We start from the raw sequence: 17221 nt of genomic DNA, 5'->3' as shown, positions 1-17221 counted from the left end.
CCGTTCTAAAAGACGAGATCGAGACGAATCGATGAGCCACGACGTGCATGAGGTCCGCTCGTTCGAACATCCGGGCGAGGGACGGAAGCGAGCCAAGGCCACGCCCAAGGGGCGGCAGGTCGATCCCACCGCCGCGCACGAGATCGAGCAGCTGCTCGGCGACCGCCCGCGGCGGCGCGACCTCCTGATCGAATATCTGCACCTGATCCAGGACAACTATCATCAGATCTCGGCCGCGCACCTCGCCGCGCTTGCCGACGAGATGAAGCTCGCCTTTGCCGAGGTGTTCGAGACTGCGACCTTCTACGCGCATTTCGACGTGGTGAAGGAAGGCGAGCCGGATATCGCCCCGCTGACGATCCGCGTCTGCGATTCGCTGACCTGCGCCATGCTCGGGGCTGAGAAGCTGCTCGAGGATCTGCAGAGTGCGTCCGGTCCCGGCATCCGCGTCGTCCGCGCGCCCTGCGTCGGCCGCTGCGATACCGCGCCTGCCGCCGAAGTCGGCCACAACTTCGTCGACCATGCGACCGTCTCCAACGTGATGGCAGCCGCTAAGGCCCGCGACACCCACGCGCATCTGCCTGATTATATCGACTACGACGCCTATGTCGCCGGCGGCGGCTACAAGCTGCTCAATCGCCTGCGCTCGGGCGAGCTGTCGAAGGACGATCTTCTGAAGTCGCTCGACGATGCTTCGCTGCGCGGCCTCGGCGGCGCGGGCTTCCCGACGGGACGCAAATGGCGTGCGGTGTTGGGCGAGCCCGGCCCGCGGCTGATGGCGATCAACGGTGACGAGGGCGAGCCCGGCACGTTCAAGGACCGCGTCTATCTCGAAAGCGATCCGCACCGCTTCATCGAGGGCATGCTGATCGGCGCGCATGTGGTGCAGGCCTCCGACGTCTACATCTATCTGCGCGACGAATATCCGGCCTCGCGCGAGATTTTGGAGCGCGAGATCGCGAAATTGCCCGCCGGCGGTCCGACGCTGCATATGCGCCGCGGCGCCGGTGCCTATATCTGCGGCGAGGAATCATCGCTGCTTGAAAGCATCGAGGGCAAGCGCGGCCTTCCCCGGCACAAGCCGCCTTATCCGTTCCAGGTCGGCCTGTTCGGTCTGCCGACGCTCATCAACAACGTCGAGACGCTGTGGTGGGTGCGTGACATCGTCGAGAAGGGCGCGGATTGGTGGAAGAGCCACGGCCGCCACGAGCGTCATGGCCTGCGCAGCTTCTCGGTCTCGGGCCGCGTCAAGAATCCCGGCATGAAGCTGGCGCCTGCGGGCATCACCGTGCGCGAGCTGATCGATGAATATTGCGGCGGCATGGCCGACAGCCATCAGTTCTACGCCTACCTGCCTGGCGGTGCCTCCGGCGGCATCCTGCCGGCGTCGATGGACGACATCCCGCTCGATTTCGGCACGCTGGAGAAATACGGCTGCTTCATTGGCTCGGCCGCGATCGTGATCCTGTCGCAGAAGGACAGCGTGCGCGCGGCTGCAGTGAACCTGATGAAGTTCTTCGAGGACGAGAGCTGCGGCCAGTGCACGCCGTGCCGCGTCGGAACCCAGAAGGCGGCGCTGCTGATGCAGAAGCCGGTCTGGAACCGCGCACTTCTGGAAGAATTGAGCCAGGCGATGCGCGATGCCTCGATCTGCGGGCTCGGACAGGCGGCATCGAATCCGTTGTCCTCCGTGATCAAATATTTCCCTGACGAGTTCAAGGAAGCGGCCGAATGACGAAGATTACGTTCGAGCTCGACGGCAAGCAGGTCGAAGCCAAACCCGGCGAGACGATCTGGCAGGTCGCCAAACGCCAGGGCCGCGACATCCCGCATCTCTGTTACTCGCCGGCGCCCGACTATCGTCCCGACGGCAATTGCCGCGCCTGCATGGTCGAGATCGAGGGCGAGCGCGTGCTGGCGGCATCGTGCAAGCGCACGCCGTCGGTCGGCATGAAGGTCAAGACGGAATCCGCGCGTGCGGTGTCGGCGCAAAAAATGGTGATGGAGCTGCTCGTCGCCGACCAGCCGGCGCGCGAGACCTCGCACGATCCGGATTCGAAGTTCTGGCACTGGGCCGAGGCCACGGGCGTCACCGAGAGCCGTTTCCCCGCCGCCGAGCGCTGGAAGACCGACGCCAGCCATCCGGCGATGCGCGTCAATCTCGATGCCTGCATCCAGTGCGGCTTGTGCGTGCGCGCCTGCCGCGAAGTCCAGGTCAACGACGTCATCGGCATGGCCTATCGTAACCATGGCTCGAAGATCGTGTTCGACTTCGACGATCCCATGGGCGAGTCCACCTGCGTCGCCTGCGGCGAATGCGTGCAGGCCTGTCCGACCGGCGCCTTGATGCCGGCCGTGATGCTCGACGACAAGCAGACCCGCGTGACTTACGCGGACAAGAAGGTCGATTCGCTGTGCCCGTTCTGCGGCGTCGGCTGTCAGGTGACCTACGAGGTCAAGGACGAGAAGGTGATTTATGCCGAGGGCCGTGACGGCCCCGCCAACCATAATCGCCTTTGTGTGAAGGGCCGTTTCGGCTTCGACTACATCCATCATCCGCATCGCCTGACCAAACCGCTGGTGCGGCTGCCGAATGCGAAGAAGGATGCCAACGACCAGGTCGATCCGGCCAATCCGTTCACGCATTTCCGTGAAGCGAGCTGGGAAGAAGCGCTCGACATCGCCGCCAAGGGTCTCGTCAAGATCCGCGACGAGAAGGGCGTGAAGGCGCTGGCCGGCTTCGGCTCGGCCAAGGGCTCGAACGAAGAAGCCTATCTGTTCCAGAAGCTGGTGCGCACCGGCTTCGGCTCCAACAATGTCGATCACTGCACCCGCCTGTGCCACGCCTCGTCGGTGGCGGCGCTGTTCGAAGGCCTGAGCTCCGGTGCGGTGTCGGCGCCGTTCTCCGCCGCGATGGATGCCGAAGTCATCATCGTGATCGGCGCCAATCCGACCGTGAACCATCCGGTCGCCGCGACCTTCATCAAGAACGCGGTCAAGCAGAATGGCGCAAAACTGTTCGTGATGGATCCGCGCCGGCAGTCGCTGTCGCGCCATGCGACCAGGCATCTGCAGTTCAAGCCCGGCTCCGACGTCGCGATGCTGAACGCGATGATCAACACGATCATCACCGAAGGCCTGACCGACGACCAGTACATCGCCGGCTACACCGAGGGTTTTGAGGACCTCAAGGAGAAGATCAAGGAATTCACGCCGGAGAAGATGGAGGCGATCTGCGGCATCCCGGCGCAGACCTTGCGCGAGGTCGCGCGCACCTATGCGCGGGCGAAATCGTCGATCATCTTCTGGGGCATGGGCATCAGCCAGCACGTCCACGGCACCGACAATGCGCGCTGCCTGATCGCGCTGGCGCTGATCACCGGCCAGGTCGGCCGTCCCGGCACCGGCCTGCATCCGTTGCGCGGCCAGAACAACGTGCAGGGTGCCTCCGACGCCGGCCTGATCCCGATGTTCCTGCCGGACTACCAGCCGGTCGGCCGCGACGACTTGCGCGGCGCCTTCGAGAAGCTGTGGCAGCAGGATCTGGATCCCGTGCGCGGCCTGACCGTGGTCGAGATCATGAACGCGATCCATGCCGGCGAGATCAAGGGCATGTATATCGAGGGCGAGAATCCCGCGATGTCCGATCCCGACCTCCAGCATGCGCGCCATGCGCTGGCCATGCTCGATCATCTCGTGGTGCAGGATCTCTTCGTCACCGAGACCGCTTTCCACGCCGACGTCATCCTGCCGGCCTCGGCCTTTGCGGAGAAGGACGGCTCCTTCACCAACACCGACCGCCGTGTGCAGCTCGCGCGCCAGGTGATCAAGCCGCCGGGCGATGCGCGGCAGGACCTCTGGATCATCCAGGAGATCGGCAAGCGCATGGGCCTGCCCTGGAATTATGCCGGCCCCGGCGACGTCTACACCGAGATGGCGGAGCTGATGCCGTCGCTGAAGAACATCAGCTGGGAGCGGCTGGTGCGCGAAGGCGCGGTGACCTATCCCGCCGACGATCCGAACAAACCCGGCAACGAGATCATCTTCACCACGGGCTTCCCGACCGCGAGCGGCCGCGGCAAGATCGTGCCGGCCAAGGTCATCCCGCCGGACGAGTTGCCCGACGCCGAATACCCGATGGTGCTGTCGACCGGCCGCGTGCTGGAGCATTGGCACACCGGCTCGATGACGCGCCGCGCGCAGGTGCTCGACCAGATCGAGCCGGAGGCGGTTGCCTTCATGAGCCCGAAGGACATGCGCAGGAAGAAGCTCGCGCCGGGCGATTTCATTCGCCTGGAGACCCGCCGCGGCGCCGTCGAGGTCAAGGTCCGCTCCGACCGCGACGTTCCCGAGAACATGGTGTTCATGCCGTTCTGCTACGCGGAGGCGGCGGCGAACCTGCTCACCAACCCGGCGCTCGATCCGTTCGGCAAGATCCCGGAGTTCAAGTTCTGCGCGGCACGGGCCGAGCGCGCGGAGATGCGGGACGCGGCGGAGTAGGGGCGACCGTCGTTTGGCGGCACGAGGTTTCCAAATACTCAGTGTCGTCCCGGCCTAGTGCGCAATTGCGCACTAGGCCGGGACGACGACTGAGTGTGTTCGTCCCTTCGCGCCCCGCAGCGACAGTGCTAGACATCACCCATGTCCAAAGTCACCCCAGCCACACGCGCGCTCACGGCCGCCCGCGTTGCCTTCACCGTACACACCTACGACTACGATCCCGACGCCGAGAGCATCGGCCTTCAGGCCGCGGCCGCGCTTGGTGAGAACCCGGGGCGTGTCCTGAAGACGCTGATGGCGCTGGTGGACGGCAAGCCGGTCTGCGTGGTCGTTCCGTCAGACCAGGAGGTCTCGATGAAGAAGCTCGCGGCGGCGGCGAGCGGTAAGTCGGCGCAGATGATGAAGCCGCCGGAAGCCGAGCGTGTCACCGGCTTCAAGGTCGGCGGCATCAGCCCGTTCGGGCAGCGCAAGCCCGTGCGCACCGTGATCGAGGAGAGCGCACTCGTGCATGACCTCGTCTATCTCAATGGCGGTCAGCGCGGCTTGCAGGTGCGGCTGAAGCCCGGCGACGTCAGGGATGTCTTGAAAGCGGTCGTCGCGGACGTGCTGGCGTGAGCGCCTCGCCTACTGCTTCTGCAACAATTTAAGTCGGCAGCGCAGCGCTTCCCGGATATGCGCGCGCGCCAGCTGTTCGGCCTTGTCGCCGTCGCGCGCGGCGATCGCGTCGATGATCGCCTGATGCTCGCCGTGGCTGGTCGAGGGACGACCGGTCACGGTGAAGGTGGTCGGGCCGAGCAGGGCGATCCAGTCCTGCAACTCCCGCGAAGCGTTGTCGAGATAGCGGTTGCGCGCGGCACGGCAGATCGCCTCGTGGAAGGCGCGGTTGAGCTTCGCCATCTCGGCGGCGTCGGTCGCGGACGCCTCGACAAAGGCCTGCTCGATATCCCTGAGCGCGTCGATCTCCGTCGCCGAGGCATGCTCCGCGGCAAGGCGCGCGGCGGCACCCTCCATGATCTCGCGCATGGCGTAGAGCTCGAGCACCTCCGAGATGTCGAGGTTGCGCACGATCAGGCCGCGGCCGCCGGCGGGCTCGACGAAGCCGCGCGCCGCGAGCCGGCCCAGCGCTTCCCGCACCGGCGTGCGGCTGACCTTGAGCCGCTGCGCGACCTCCTCCTCGCGCAGCCGGTCGCCCGCGCGGTAGTTGCCGGCCTGCAGCGCCTCGCACAGCGAGCGGAATACGGCTTCCCCGAGCGCCACGCCGCCGCCGCGTCCGATTGATCCGCCTGTCTTTGTCGGGCGTCTGGCCATGTTCCTCTCGGCGCGCGAGGCGCATCCTGCCCATGCAGAGATACCGCTTGCGCGCTTTCTGTATATCTTTGTATACAAAAGTACGCAATGGCGGGCGCGGTTGATCCGCGACGGCCGGCGGCAGAATGTCTCTAACTTCGTCGCATCGGGCAGACGGCATGAGCAGCAAATACGACGTGCTGGTGATCGGCGGGGGCAACGCGGCGCTGTGCGCGGCGATCAGCGCCCGGCGCGGCGGTGCGTCCGTGCTGGTGCTCGAGGGGGCGCCGAAGTTCTATCGGGGCGGCAACACCCGCCACACCCGCAACATGCGCTGCGCCCACGACGCCGCGACCGAAATCCTCACCGGCCCCTACACCGAGGAGGAGTTCTGGAAGGATCTTCTGCTGGTCACCGGCGGGCAGACCGACGAGGAACTCGCGCGCCACATGATCCGGGAGTCCAAGGACATCCTGAACTGGATTGTGGAGCAGGGCGTGCGCTGGCAGCCCTCGCTCGGTGGCACGCTGAGCCTCGGCCGCACCAACTCCTTCTTTCTCGGCGGCGGACGCGCGATGCTGAATGCGTTGTATCTGACCGCGGAGCGGCTCGGCGTCGATGTCGAATACGACGCCGAGGTCACCGACCTCGTGATCGAGGACGGCATGTTCCTCGCCGCGCGCCTCAAGCGGCCGATCAGGGGCGAGACCGAGATCCGCGCGACCTCGCTGGTCGCGGCAGCCGGCGGGTTCGAGGCCAACATCGAATGGCTGAAGCAATATTGGGGCGAGGCCGCCGACAATTTCCTGATCCGCGGCACGCCCTATAATCGCGGCTCGATCCTGAAGATGCTGCTGGACAAGGGTGTGCAGGAGGTCGGCGATCCCACGCAGTGTCATGCGGTCGCGATCGACGCCCGCGCGCCGAAGTTCGACGGCGGCATCATCACGCGCCACGACTCCGTCGTGTTCGGCATCGTCGTCAACAAGCACGCGCAGCGCTTCTACGACGAGGGCGAGGACATCTGGCCGAAGCGCTACGCGATCTGGGGCCGCCTGGTCGCGGCGCAGCCCGATCAGATCGCCTACATCATCTTCGACTCCACCGTCGTGACGAGCTTCATGCCGACGCTGTTTCCGCCGATTGCCGGGCAGACGATTGCCGAGCTTGCCGGCAAGCTCGAGCTCGATCCGGCAGCGCTGGAAAAGACCATCACCGAATTCAACGCGGCGGTGCGCCCCGGCACCTTCGACCACACCATTCTGGATGACTGCGTGACCGAAGGCATCACGCCACCCAAGACGCACTGGGCGCGGAAAATCGAGACGCCGCCTTATCTCGCCTATCCGGTCCGGCCCGGCATCACCTTCACCTATCTCGGCACGCGCGTGAACAAGGAGGCGCGCATCCTGATGGCTGACGGCAAGCCGTCCGCCAACATGTTCGCGGCGGGCGAGATCATGGCGGGCAATGTGCTCGGCAAGGGCTATGCGGCCGGCATGGGCATGACCATCGGCAGCGTGTTCGGACGGATCGCGGGGCGGGAAGCGGCCCGCCACGCGAAGAACTAGGATCAAGAAAAGACATAGGGAGAAACCATGTCGCGCATTGCCATTGCCTCGATTGCGGCGCTGCTAATCGCCGGCCACGCTCATGCCGCTGAGCCGATCAACCTGCGCGACATGGGGTCGTTCCATGTCGGTGGGCGTCTCGTCGAGATCTCCGGCAAGCCGGTGAAGGAGGTCACGTTCACGCCCGGCGGCGTGCCTGCCAAGGTCGATCCCAACGGCACCTATCAGGTCGAGCAGATGTACGTGCAGTATTTCCTCCCGGCCAACGAGAAGGGGGCCTATCCGCTGCTGATGTGGCATGGGGGCGGACTGACCGGCGTCACCTACGAGACCACGCCCGACGGACGCGAAGGCTGGCTGAACTACTTTCTGCGCAAGGGGTGGGCGGTCTATAATTCCGACGCGGTGGAGCGCGGACGCGCAGGCTGGGCGCAATATCCCGACATCTTCAAGAGCGAGCCGGTTTTTCTCACCACGTCCAATCCGTTCGAGCGTTTTCGCATCGGCGATGGGCCAAGTTCCTATGATCCCGATCCGGCTAAGCGGAAGGTGCTGCCGGGCAACCAGTTTCCGGTCGAGGGCTACGAGAACTTCGTCAAGCAGAACGTCCCGCGTTGGACCACGACGGATGATGCGACCGTCGCTGCCTATATCGCCGAGATCGACCGCATCGGCCCCTCGGTGATCCTGTTCCACAGCCAGGCCGGCAGCTTCGGCTTCAAGGTTGCGCAAGCCCGGCCCGACAAGGTCAAGGCGCTGATCGCGATCGAGCCGGCCGGCATCGGCGACCCCGCCAAGGCGGATGTGCTGAAGAACATTCCGACCCTTATCATCTACGGCGACTATATCGAGCGCGATGCGCGCTGGCCCAAGATCCGCGCCAACGGTGTCGCCTTTGCGGACGCCATCAAGGCGGCCGGCGGCAGCGTCGACGTCGTCGACCTCCCCAAGGCCGGCATCAACGGCAATTCGCACCTGGTGATGATGGACAAGAACAACCTCGAGGTCGCGGGCCTGATCCAGAAATGGCTCAAGGCAAAGGGCCTGACGAAGTAGAGCCATGCACGGAACCAGAATCTTGGATGAGGCCGACCGTCTGATGACGGTCTGCAATTCCTGCCGCTACTGCGAGGGGTTGTGTGCGGTATTTCCGGCGATGGAGATGCGGCGTGCCTTCTCCGACGGCGACCTCAACTATCTCGCCAATCTCTGCCATTCCTGCGGCGCCTGCTATGTCGATTGCCAATTCTCGCCGCCGCACGAGTTCAACGTCAACGTTCCCAAGACGCTTGCGGTTGCGCGCGCCGAGTCCTATGCGGCCTATGCTTGGCCGCAGGCGCTGTCCGGCGCCTTCGCGCGCAACGGTCTGATCATCAGCATCATTGCCGCGCTCAGCATGGCAGCCTTCATCCTCGGCTTTGCCGCGCTCAACGACCGCAGCGTGCTGTTCGGTATCCACACTGGTCCGGGTGCGTTCTACAAATTGATGCCGCACAATGCGATGGCTGCGCTGTTCAGCGCCGCATTCCTCTACGCCATCCTGGCCCTCGTCATGAGCGTACGCGCCTTCTGGCGCGACATCGGTCCAGCCATCGGCGGCCGCGCTGACGGCGGTTCGATGTTCCAGGCGATCCGCGATGCCGGCGAGCTGCGCTATCTCCACGGCGGCGGTGTCGGCTGCTACAACGAGGACGACCGGCCGACAGACCGGCGCAAGCTCTATCACCACCTGACCTTCTACGGCTTCCTGCTCTGCTTTGCCGCGACCTCGGTCGCGACGCTCTATCACTATCTGCTGGGGCGCGAGGCGCCGTATCCTCTGTGGGACCTGCCGGTCGTGCTCGGCACGCTGGGTGGCATAGGCCTCATCGTCGGTCCAGTTGGGTTGTTCGTCGCGAAATCGCGGCGGGCGCCTGAACTGCTCGACGAGAATCGCTACGGCATGGATGTCGGCTTCATCGCCATGCTGTTCCTGACCGGGCTCACCGGCATGTTGCTTCTGATCCTGCGCGAGACCGCCGCGATGGGCCCGCTGCTGGCGCTGCATCTCGGTGCGGTGTTCGCACTGTTCGTCACCATGCCCTACGGCAAGTTCGTGCACGGCATCTACCGCTTCGTGGCGCTGGTGCGTTATGCGCAGGAGCGGCGCAGCGAAGCCGGCTCTTGAGGGGCCTGCGGGGCTGACGTATCTCTTGGCTCCGTTCGCGCAACGCGCGAATCGCCTTGGGAGTCCGCGCTCATGTATATGTTCCTGCCCTTCCTGCTGGCGCTCGCGGGCTGCGTCTGGTGGTCGCGCCGGGGACTGAGCTATGCGCTCTGGAGTGCGACGGTCGTCGTCACGATCGCATGGTTCTTTCACCACGCGACCGATCCGCTGAAATTGTCGTTCTGACGGCGTCGAGATGGGCACGACAGGGATGAGCGAGCAACGATCGATCGGAGCGATCCTGAACTTGCTTGGACTGCTCGGGATCTCGCTGGTCCTGACGGTCGCCTTCTTCTATCAGCTTGCGCTCGGCGAGTTGCCTTGCCCGCTCTGCCTGCTGCAACGCGCCGGGTTCATCGCGATCGGCATGGGTTTCCTGTTCAACCTGCGCCTCGGAGAGCGTCCGTCGCACTATGCGATGATCCTCATGGCCAGCCTCGTCACCGGGTTCATCTCGATGCGGCAGGTGTCGCTGCATCTTGCGCCCGGCGATCCCGGATACGGCTCGGCGTTGTGGGGCTTGCACTTCTACACCTGGGCGCTCATCGCGGCCGTAGGTGTGGTGTGTTATGTCGCGCTGATCTTTGTCTGGAAAGATGCGACCGGCAAGCGAGAGGGGGATGCGCCCATGACCGGGTTCGCATCGAACTCGGTCTTCGCAATCTTCGCATTGCTGGTCGCGGCAAATCTCCTGTCCACCGTGCTGGAGTGCGGGGCGGGGCAGTGCGACGACAACCCGGTGCGCTATCTCCTGCTCAGGTGACAGAGACGGCACGGAAACGGCCGTCGCGCAGGAAGGCGATCGTCTGTTCGATCGTGGCGGCGTAACGCGGAAGCCCGGTATGGGATGCCTTCACGACGACATGGTCGGTCATGCCGGCCAGCATCGTACTTTGTACCGACACCCGTCCGTCATTCGGCTTCGGCAGAACCAAGAGTCCGGCGACGGGATCGATGAAGCGGTTTCCGGCGATCACGCCGACCGGATAGTCGATGGCGGGGAGCGCATTCGGCGCGGTCGCAGGCGTGGTGGTGAGCTCGAGGCCGGCTGGCCCGTAGAATGCGCGGTAGGGCCGAAACCCCTGCAGGAGATCGGCGACCTCGCTGCCGCTGTTCGGCGTGCCCAGCATCACGACACGGCCGAGCCGGGCCGGGCGGTGTCTTGCGATGTAAGCGCGCGCGACGAGGCCGCCCATGGAATGCGCGACGAAATGCAGCGGCGCGTCACGTTCGGCGAAACGGGCAATCGCCGGATGGATGTCGTCTGCGATCGCCGCGATCGGCTTGCTGCGGCTGGGATAGTCGACATTGAGCGTCCTGAACCCGCTCGCCTGGAGCGCCCGTTCCAGCTTCCTCAGGGATGCGGAGGTTCGCGCGATGCCGTGAAGCAGAACCACTCCAGGGCATCGCGCGTCGCCTGATTGAGGCGCCTCGCGCATCTCGCTTACGCGACCTCGCGCTCCGGCGAGGACGCCTGCTCGCGGGCCATCGTCGTTGCCGTGACATAGTCGGTCTTGCCGGTGCCGAGCAGCGGCACCTTGTCGACCACCATGATCGTTGCGGGAACGGTCAGCTCGGAGGCGCCGATCGTCTTCGCCTGGGCCTGCATCGCGCTGCGCTCGGCACTCTTTTCCGTCGTCAGCAGCACGATGCGCTCGCCCTTGCGCTGGTCCGGGATCGACACCGCGACCGAGCCGGCCTGCGGCCACAGCGCCGTCGCGATGGCTTCGACTGCCGACAGCGAAACCATTTCGCCCGCAATCTTGGCAAAGCGCTTGGCGCGGCCCTTGATGGTGATGAAACCGGCGGAGTCGATCGCCACGATGTCGCCGGTGTCGTGCCAGCCCTCGGGGAGCTTTTCGAGCACGCCGGGATTTTCGGCCCTGAGGTAGCCGAGCATCACGTTCGGGCCGCGCACCGAGAGGCGTCCGCCTTCCTCGATGCCGGGAACCGGATCGAGGCGGCTTTCCATCAGCGGCGAGAGACGGCCGACAGTGCCGGGACGGTTGGCCATCGGCGTGTTCATCGCCAGCACCGGCGCCGTCTCGGTGACGCCGTAGCCTTCGAGAATGCGGATGCCGTAGCGCTCCATGAACACCTGCCGGGTGCGGTCCTTGACTGCCTCGGCGCCGGCGATCACCAGACGCAGCGTGCGGAAGTCATAGGCGTGCGCCGAGCGGGCGTAGCCGGTGAGGAACGTGTCGGTGCCGAACAGGATGGTGGCGCCGGTCTGGTAGATCAACTCGGGCACGATCCTATAGTGCAGCGGGGAGGGGTACATGTAGATCGGAATGCCCGCGAGCATCGGCATCATCATTCCGCCGGTTAGCCCGAAGGAGTGGAACACCGGCAGCACGTTGAACACCTTGTCATTGGCGTTGGCGTCAACCCGCGCCAGCGCCTGTGCCGCGTTGGCGAGGATGTTGCGGTGGGACAGCACCACGCCCTTGGGCGTGCCTTCTGAGCCCGAGGTGAACAGCACGACGGCCGGATCGTTCGCCTGGCGGACGACGCGCGGTGTGGTGCCGGCCAGCAGGCCCTTGATCTTGTCGGCGAGGCCAATCGAGGCACGGACGTCCTCAAGGTAAACGACGCGCGCCTCCGCGGAGATCGCGGCCATCAGCTTGTCGAGCTTGCCCTTCTCGATGAAGGCCTTCGAGGTCAGCACGGTCTTGACCTGCGCGGCCTTCATGGCGGCGAGGACATTGACCGGGCCGGCCGAGAAGTTGAGCATCGCCGGCACGCGGCCGATGTTTTGCAAGGCCATGAAGACGACGGCGACGCCCGCGGAGTTCGGCAGCAGCACGCCGACATTCTCGCCGACGGCGGTGCCGTCTTCCAGCTTCCGGCTCAACACCTGCGCGCCGAGGATCAGCTTGCGATAGGTCAGCTTGGTGCCGAGCGCGTCCTCGATGATGACCTTGCCGGTGTCGCGGTCGCGATAGGCGTGGCCGAGCGCCTCGAACAACGAGTGATCGAGCATGGCGTTCTTCACCAGGGCGTCGATCATCACGTCCTGGAGCGCGGCGCCGGCAGCATTGCGGCGCGCCTTGCCCTTCAGCGATGCATCGACCGGAAGCTTGATCGGCGGCAGGATCGTGACCGTCACTCGCGGAAACCAGGAACGCTTGATCTGGCTGGAGTTGAGGTAGCTTAGATGCGAGCGCTGCGCGCCTTCGATGCGGACCGGCACGACCACCGCGTCGGCCTTGTCCGCGATCATCGCGGTGCCGTCATAGACCTTCATCAGCGAGCCGGAGACGGTGATGCGCCCCTCCGGGAAGATGACAACGGGCTCGCCCGCGGCGACGAGCTTGATCAGGTCGCGGGCGGCCAGCGGCTTGGTCGGGTCCATGGTGTAGTGCTTGACCACGCGCAGGAACGGCTTGGCCCACCAGGCCTTGGCGATGCCGGTATCGACCGCGAAGCTCGCATCGATCGGCAGCACCGCGTGCAGCAGCGGACCGTCGATCAGGCTGACATGGTTCGGCGCAATCAGCATGCGCGTGCCGGGAGGCGGCAGGTTTTCGAGGCCACGAACCTCGGTGCGGAAGAGGGCGCGGAACAACAGGCCGCCGGCATCGCGCACGCCTTCCTTGCCCCATTTCGTCAGCACGAACCACACCGCGCCGAAGCTGGCGACGCCGAGGCCGAAGAAGATCCAGCCGACATGGAGGCCTGCGGCCTGCAGCAACGCGACGAACAGCGAGCCGACAACCATGAAGGCAGCCTGCAGCACGTTGCCGGCGGCGATGATGCGGGCGCGCTCGGAGGGGACCGACCAGGCCTGGACCGCGGCGAAGGACGGGACCACGAACAAGCCGCCGCCGAATGCGAAGGCGACGAAGTCGGCCAGCATGCGCAGCCCCGCGAACGAGGTCGCAAAATCGACCGCGGTGATGTCCTGCCCCTTGGTGGTCACACCGATGGCCCAGGCGAGATCAAGGCCGGCAAAGCCCATGATGATGGCGCCGATCGGTACCAGCGCGAGGTTGGGGCGAACGTGGCTCAGGCTTGCAGCGAACAGCGAGCCGATCGCAATGCCGATCGCGAAGATCGCAAGACACAGCGTCACCACGCCCTCGGTGCCGCCGACCACCTCCTTGACCAGCGCCGGCAGCAGCGACAGCACGATGGCGCCGACCAGCCAGAACCAGGACACGATCACGGTGCCGTCCCACAGCCGGTGGTCGGCGTAGAGCGTCTTCAGCAGGCCGAGGGTCGAGGTCCAGGGATTGGCATCGACGGGGAGGTCAGGCGCGGAGGGCGTTGTCTGCGGAATGCGGGAGGCGAAAGCCCAGGACAGCAGGGCCAGCACGACCACGGCCGAGGCGACCCAGCCCATATGCGCGGAGCCGGCCACGAACTGGCCGCCGACGACGGTGCCGAGCAGGATGGCCATGAAGGTCGCGCCTTCGACCAGCGCGTTGCCGGTCGCGAGCTCGCCGAGCTCGAGCTGATCCGGCAGCATCGCGTATTTCACGGGGCCGAACAGTGCGGCGATGGTGCCGAACAGCGCGAGCGCTGCGAACAGCAGCGGCACCGAATGCAGGAAGAAGCCGGCGGCAGCAAAGCCCGCGGCGAAGATCTCGGCGAACTTCAATCGCCGTGCGACGACGGATTTGACGTATTTGTCGGCGAGCTGGCCGCCGAGCCCGGACAGGATGAAATAGGGGAAGATGAAGACGGCGCCTGCGACCGTCACCAAGGCATCGCCGTGACCGGTCGCGGCGCTGTAAAGCAGGATGATGACGAGTGCGTTCTTGAGCACGTTGTCATTGAGCGCCGAAAAGAATTGCGCCCAGAACAGCGGCGCGAAGCGGCGTGACGACATCAATTCCCTGATCATGACTAGTCCTGTTTTGGAAAGGCAGCCTGAGGTTGTTGCTTTGGCGGTGAAAGTGTCACGACCGGAAGGGCAAGGGACGAACGATTGCAGAGTGACGTTGTCGTCGGCCTGCTCTGTCCCCCTGGTCCCTCTGATCCTGTTGGTCTCCAAATGGTCTCGTTAGGTTCGCAAATTTCCCGGCGCGGCCGCGTCGGCTTTGGGCGGAAGGGCCGTGCTGACCCGGATACGCGACGGGCCGTGAGCAAAAACTGAACCGCATCTCGTAAGGCCCACGAGATCGGCTGCGAATGTCGGCAAATGGTAAGTCCTTCATTGCGGCCTTTCCTTGCATTCGAGCGTTTCGCGGCGCGCGTCTCAGGTGAGATGGGCGAGGTGGCGAAAGGGCGAGAGGCGACCAAGCAGGCTGAACCGGCGGCCATCGCGACGGACGCTGCCACGGTTGGCCCGCCACATCTGGAAGGTCGCGCGGCGCTCGGCGAGCACGCCCGCAATGTCGCAGGCATTGGCGATGCGATCGATCGGGGCCATCGCGAACTTGAGCAGGGCCCGGCCGAGGCCGGTCACGAGGGCTGCGGCGTCATCGATGAAGGTCGTGGCGATATCAACAGCGAGGGTTTGCATTTTGCAGGTCTCCGGGTTAAATTGAACAATGTTCACATGAGTAGCTTGAAAATGAACAATGTTCAAGAAGAATCGCTGCGAGACCAGAAAAAAAATCGGCGCCGGGTCCAGATTCTGGACATAGCCCGCGGCATCATTGCCACTAAGGGCTTGAGATCACTTAAGGTTCGGGATGTCGCGGAGGCCGCCGGCTGCTCGGTCGGCAGCGTCTATAACGAGTTTGGCGACTTCGACGGGGTCATCCTGACCGTTAACCGGGAGACCGTTCAGGCGCTCACGGTGCGCTTGCGCGGGGTTCCGGGCGAAGATCCCGTTCGCCAACTCTACGGGCTCGCCGAGACCTATCTCGAATTCTTTGCGGAGCACGCCAATCTGCTGCGCTCGCTGTTCGAGCACCGGATGGAGGACGACCGTCCCTATCCGGACGACATCCTTCAGATGGTGATGGACGCCTTCGCGCTGATGAACCCGCCTTTGGTGCGGGTGCTACCGGATGCGGATGACGTGAAGATCGCGCTGCTGTCGCGCACCCTGTTCTCCGCGGTGCACGGTATCATCTCGCTCGGCCTCGAGGAGCGCATGGTGGCCGTGCCGCCGCAGATGCTGCGCCAGCAGCTCGAACAGTTCATCGACACGCATCTTGCCGGTCTCGGAATTCAGCCCCTCAGATAACGGGCTTGCAGCGTCACGCGCGCGCGGCTTCGCGCGGCCGTGTCGCAACGAGAACGACATCGGGCCGCACGTTGTCGACCTGAACCCGGTTGCGTCCCTTTTCCTTGGCGCGATAGCAGGCGGCATCCGCGCGACGCATCGCCTCCTCGAGCGTGGTATCGCGGTCGGCGATGCAGGTGACGCCGACGCTGGCGGTCACCGCGAAGCAGCGATCGTCCCAGGCGAAGCTGAACAGCTCGAGCGATCGTCGCAGCCGTTCGGCGATATCGACGGTGTTCGACGGCGAGCACTGCGGCAGGATCAGGCCGAACTCGTCGCCGCCGAGCCGGGCCACCAGATCATGCGGCCGCCGGTCCTGTTGCAGGAGGCTCGAGACCTGGCAGAGCAGGCGGTCGCCCGCGAGATGGCCGCAGCTGTCGTTGACGTTCTTGAACTGGTCGAGGTCGAGCAGGATCAGTCCCAGCGGACCCGCCGCGACATTGTCCAGCTCGCCTTGCAGGCGCGCCTCGAAGGCGCGGCGATTGGCAAGGCCCGTCAGCCAGTCGTGCGATGCCTGCCAGGCGAGGCGCTCCTTCTCGGCATAAAGCGCGTCTTCAAATGCCTGTCGTTGCAGCACCAGTCGCCGCGTGTGCCAGATCAGGAGCAGGATCAACGTCACGGCGGTGACGATGTTGATGCAGGTGAGCGTCAGCTTGATGGCGCGGGAGCCTTCGCCGAGGACGGTGGAGAAGCGCTTGGCATGCACCGTGAACTGGGTGTTGAGCTCCGAGAGCCGCGCCGACAGGAATTGCAGGCGGCCGTTGTCCTGAACGGGGCCCTTCGCCAGCTCGGACCGGATGACCTCGCCGAAGACGCTCAGCTCCAGCAGCATGGGATCGGTGGCGGCCCACTCGCGGATCGCTTCCTGAAGGAAGCTGACGCCATTGAAGTAGCGAAACAGCCAGATCAATCCCGGAATGTCATCGGGATGGTTGCCACCTTGCAGGAAGCCGATGCGGGCGGCCTCGACGTCGACCGGATCGCGCTCGAGCGCCCAGCGTGCGAACTCGTCGCCGATGGGAACGGCGAGCGAGGCCTGATAGTGCGCGAACTGGCTCGGCTCGCCCGAATGCAGATAGAGGTTGAGGAAATAGACCGCGTTCTTCTGCGAGCGCGACCATAGCGCTTCGCCCGCGACATAGGCGCGGACCGACGACATCACCTCGAGGCTGAATCCCGCAATCGTCGCCTGGAGCACGACGACCGTCACGAAAGGCGAGACGAGCTTGATGACGTGAAGGAAGCTGCGTCCCTTCGTCGACGACGCTGTTCTGCGAAACACCCTGCGTTCCCCAAATCGCTCAACGACCCCAGCGGAGCGTTGCGCCTGCAACGCCAAGTAGAGGAGATGGTTGCTTAACCCGGGCTGAAAACAGCGCAGGACCGCGTCGCAGGGTGAAGGCGTCATGAAACGGATGGCCGCAGATCGCTTCAAATACCGAGAAAGCGGAACTGGCGCGGTATCGGCGAACCAAT

At 65.0% G+C, this 17221-nt stretch carries 14 protein-coding genes; 9 read left to right on the top strand and 5 right to left on the bottom strand.

Annotation, left to right across the window (positions count from 1 at the left end; all coding sequences use genetic code 11):
* Positions 1-31 precede the first annotated feature (31 nt).
* The 3 genes from JQ635_RS27080 (at position 32) to ybaK (ending at position 5115) form a co-directional block, all read left to right on the top strand.
* Positions 32-1735, top strand: coding sequence for an NADH-ubiquinone oxidoreductase-F iron-sulfur binding region domain-containing protein (locus tag JQ635_RS27080; protein ID WP_211412835.1), 1704 nt, complete (start codon positions 32-34; stop codon positions 1733-1735).
* Positions 1732-4500: a formate dehydrogenase subunit alpha gene (fdhF, locus tag JQ635_RS27075; RefSeq protein WP_211412834.1), complete on the top strand. Its 2769-nt coding sequence runs from the start codon at positions 1732-1734 to the stop codon at positions 4498-4500. Before JQ635_RS27080 ends, fdhF begins: the two co-directional genes overlap by 4 nt.
* A 141-nt stretch (positions 4501-4641) precedes the next feature.
* A complete protein-coding gene (ybaK, locus tag JQ635_RS27070; RefSeq protein ID WP_211412833.1) occupies positions 4642-5115 on the top strand; it encodes a Cys-tRNA(Pro) deacylase in 474 nt (157 codons plus the stop codon).
* Between the two features lie 9 nt (positions 5116-5124).
* On the opposite strand, the gene JQ635_RS27065 is transcribed toward ybaK, so the two are convergent.
* On the bottom strand, positions 5125-5808 hold the full coding sequence (locus JQ635_RS27065) for a GntR family transcriptional regulator (RefSeq protein ID WP_211412832.1): 684 nt from the start codon (positions 5806-5808) through the stop codon (positions 5125-5127).
* Positions 5809-5966: 158 nt separating this feature from the next.
* On the opposite strand from JQ635_RS27065, the gene tcuA reads away from it, so the two are divergent.
* The 5 genes from tcuA to JQ635_RS27040 all read left to right on the top strand — a co-directional run bounded on the left by tcuA (position 5967) and on the right by JQ635_RS27040 (position 10327).
* Positions 5967-7358, top strand: a complete 1392-nt coding sequence (gene tcuA, locus JQ635_RS27060) for an FAD-dependent tricarballylate dehydrogenase TcuA (RefSeq protein WP_211412831.1) — start codon at positions 5967-5969, stop codon at positions 7356-7358.
* Between the two features lie 27 nt (positions 7359-7385).
* Complete coding sequence (locus tag JQ635_RS27055) at positions 7386-8414, top strand: esterase (RefSeq protein ID WP_211412830.1); 1029 nt, start codon at positions 7386-7388, stop codon at positions 8412-8414.
* Positions 8415-8418: 4 nt separating this feature from the next.
* Positions 8419-9525 (top strand): tricarballylate utilization 4Fe-4S protein TcuB, encoded by a 1107-nt coding sequence (gene tcuB / locus JQ635_RS27050; RefSeq protein ID WP_211412829.1) that lies wholly within the window; start codon positions 8419-8421, stop codon positions 9523-9525.
* Positions 9526-9597: 72 nt separating this feature from the next.
* Positions 9598-9750 (top strand): DUF5993 family protein, encoded by a 153-nt coding sequence (locus tag JQ635_RS27045; protein ID WP_211412828.1) that lies wholly within the window; start codon positions 9598-9600, stop codon positions 9748-9750.
* A gap of 25 nt (positions 9751-9775) precedes the next feature.
* Complete coding sequence (locus tag JQ635_RS27040; protein ID WP_246583801.1) at positions 9776-10327, top strand: disulfide bond formation protein B; 552 nt, start codon at positions 9776-9778, stop codon at positions 10325-10327.
* Here JQ635_RS27040 and JQ635_RS27035 read toward each other — a convergent pair.
* From JQ635_RS27035 to JQ635_RS27025, 3 genes are all read right to left on the bottom strand, one after another.
* A complete protein-coding gene (locus JQ635_RS27035; protein ID WP_211412826.1) occupies positions 10320-11003 on the bottom strand; it encodes an esterase/lipase family protein in 684 nt (227 codons plus the stop codon). The two genes, JQ635_RS27040 and JQ635_RS27035, sit on opposite strands and share 8 nt — an antisense overlap.
* A 5-nt stretch (positions 11004-11008) precedes the next feature.
* The gene (locus JQ635_RS27030; RefSeq protein ID WP_211412825.1) at positions 11009-14413 is read right to left on the bottom strand and encodes an acyl-[ACP]--phospholipid O-acyltransferase; all 3405 of its coding nucleotides are present in this window, start codon (positions 14411-14413) and stop codon (positions 11009-11011) included.
* Positions 14414-14767: 354 nt separating this feature from the next.
* Positions 14768-15034, bottom strand: coding sequence for a hypothetical protein (locus JQ635_RS27025; RefSeq protein WP_211412824.1), 267 nt, complete (start codon positions 15032-15034; stop codon positions 14768-14770).
* 51 nt (positions 15035-15085) lie between these two features.
* Here JQ635_RS27025 and JQ635_RS27020 point away from each other — a divergent pair, with 51 nt between their 5' ends.
* On the top strand, positions 15086-15706 hold the full coding sequence (locus JQ635_RS27020) for a TetR/AcrR family transcriptional regulator (RefSeq protein WP_211412823.1): 621 nt from the start codon (positions 15086-15088) through the stop codon (positions 15704-15706).
* A 13-nt stretch (positions 15707-15719) separates the two neighbouring features.
* Here JQ635_RS27020 and JQ635_RS27015 read toward each other — a convergent pair whose 3' ends face one another.
* On the bottom strand, positions 15720-17027 hold the full coding sequence (locus JQ635_RS27015) for a GGDEF domain-containing protein (RefSeq protein WP_211412822.1): 1308 nt from the start codon (positions 17025-17027) through the stop codon (positions 15720-15722).
* Positions 17028-17221: the final 194 nt, after the last annotated feature.

Source organism: Bradyrhizobium iriomotense, assembly GCF_018130765.1.
Taxonomy (GTDB): Bacteria; Pseudomonadota; Alphaproteobacteria; order Rhizobiales; family Xanthobacteraceae; genus Bradyrhizobium; species Bradyrhizobium iriomotense_A.
The sequence above is the reverse complement of the archived record's forward strand: the minus strand, read 5'-3'. Positions and strand labels throughout refer to the sequence as shown.

What these genes read in the sequence shown, in the direction of transcription:
- JQ635_RS27025 (WP_211412824.1), bottom strand. Translation starts at nt 15,034, where the DNA reads ATGCAAACCCTCGCTGTTGATATCGCCACGACCTTCATCGATGACGCC.
- JQ635_RS27035 (WP_211412826.1), bottom strand. Translation starts at nt 11,003, where the DNA reads ATGCGCGAGGCGCCTCAATCAGGCGACGCGCGATGCCCTGGAGTGGTT.
- JQ635_RS27040 (WP_246583801.1), top strand. Translation starts at nt 9,776, where the DNA reads ATGAGCGAGCAACGATCGATCGGAGCGATCCTGAACTTGCTTGGACTG.
- JQ635_RS27030 (WP_211412825.1), bottom strand. Translation starts at nt 14,413, where the DNA reads ATGATCAGGGAATTGATGTCGTCACGCCGCTTCGCGCCGCTGTTCTGG.
- JQ635_RS27055 (WP_211412830.1), top strand. Translation starts at nt 7,386, where the DNA reads ATGTCGCGCATTGCCATTGCCTCGATTGCGGCGCTGCTAATCGCCGGC.
- JQ635_RS27080 (WP_211412835.1), top strand. Translation starts at nt 32, where the DNA reads ATGAGCCACGACGTGCATGAGGTCCGCTCGTTCGAACATCCGGGCGAG.
- fdhF (WP_211412834.1), top strand. Translation starts at nt 1,732, where the DNA reads ATGACGAAGATTACGTTCGAGCTCGACGGCAAGCAGGTCGAAGCCAAA.
- JQ635_RS27065 (WP_211412832.1), bottom strand. Translation starts at nt 5,808, where the DNA reads ATGGCCAGACGCCCGACAAAGACAGGCGGATCAATCGGACGCGGCGGC.
- JQ635_RS27045 (WP_211412828.1), top strand. Translation starts at nt 9,598, where the DNA reads ATGTATATGTTCCTGCCCTTCCTGCTGGCGCTCGCGGGCTGCGTCTGG.
- tcuB (WP_211412829.1), top strand. Translation starts at nt 8,419, where the DNA reads ATGCACGGAACCAGAATCTTGGATGAGGCCGACCGTCTGATGACGGTC.
- JQ635_RS27020 (WP_211412823.1), top strand. Translation starts at nt 15,086, where the DNA reads ATGAACAATGTTCAAGAAGAATCGCTGCGAGACCAGAAAAAAAATCGG.
- tcuA (WP_211412831.1), top strand. Translation starts at nt 5,967, where the DNA reads ATGAGCAGCAAATACGACGTGCTGGTGATCGGCGGGGGCAACGCGGCG.
- ybaK (WP_211412833.1), top strand. Translation starts at nt 4,642, where the DNA reads ATGTCCAAAGTCACCCCAGCCACACGCGCGCTCACGGCCGCCCGCGTT.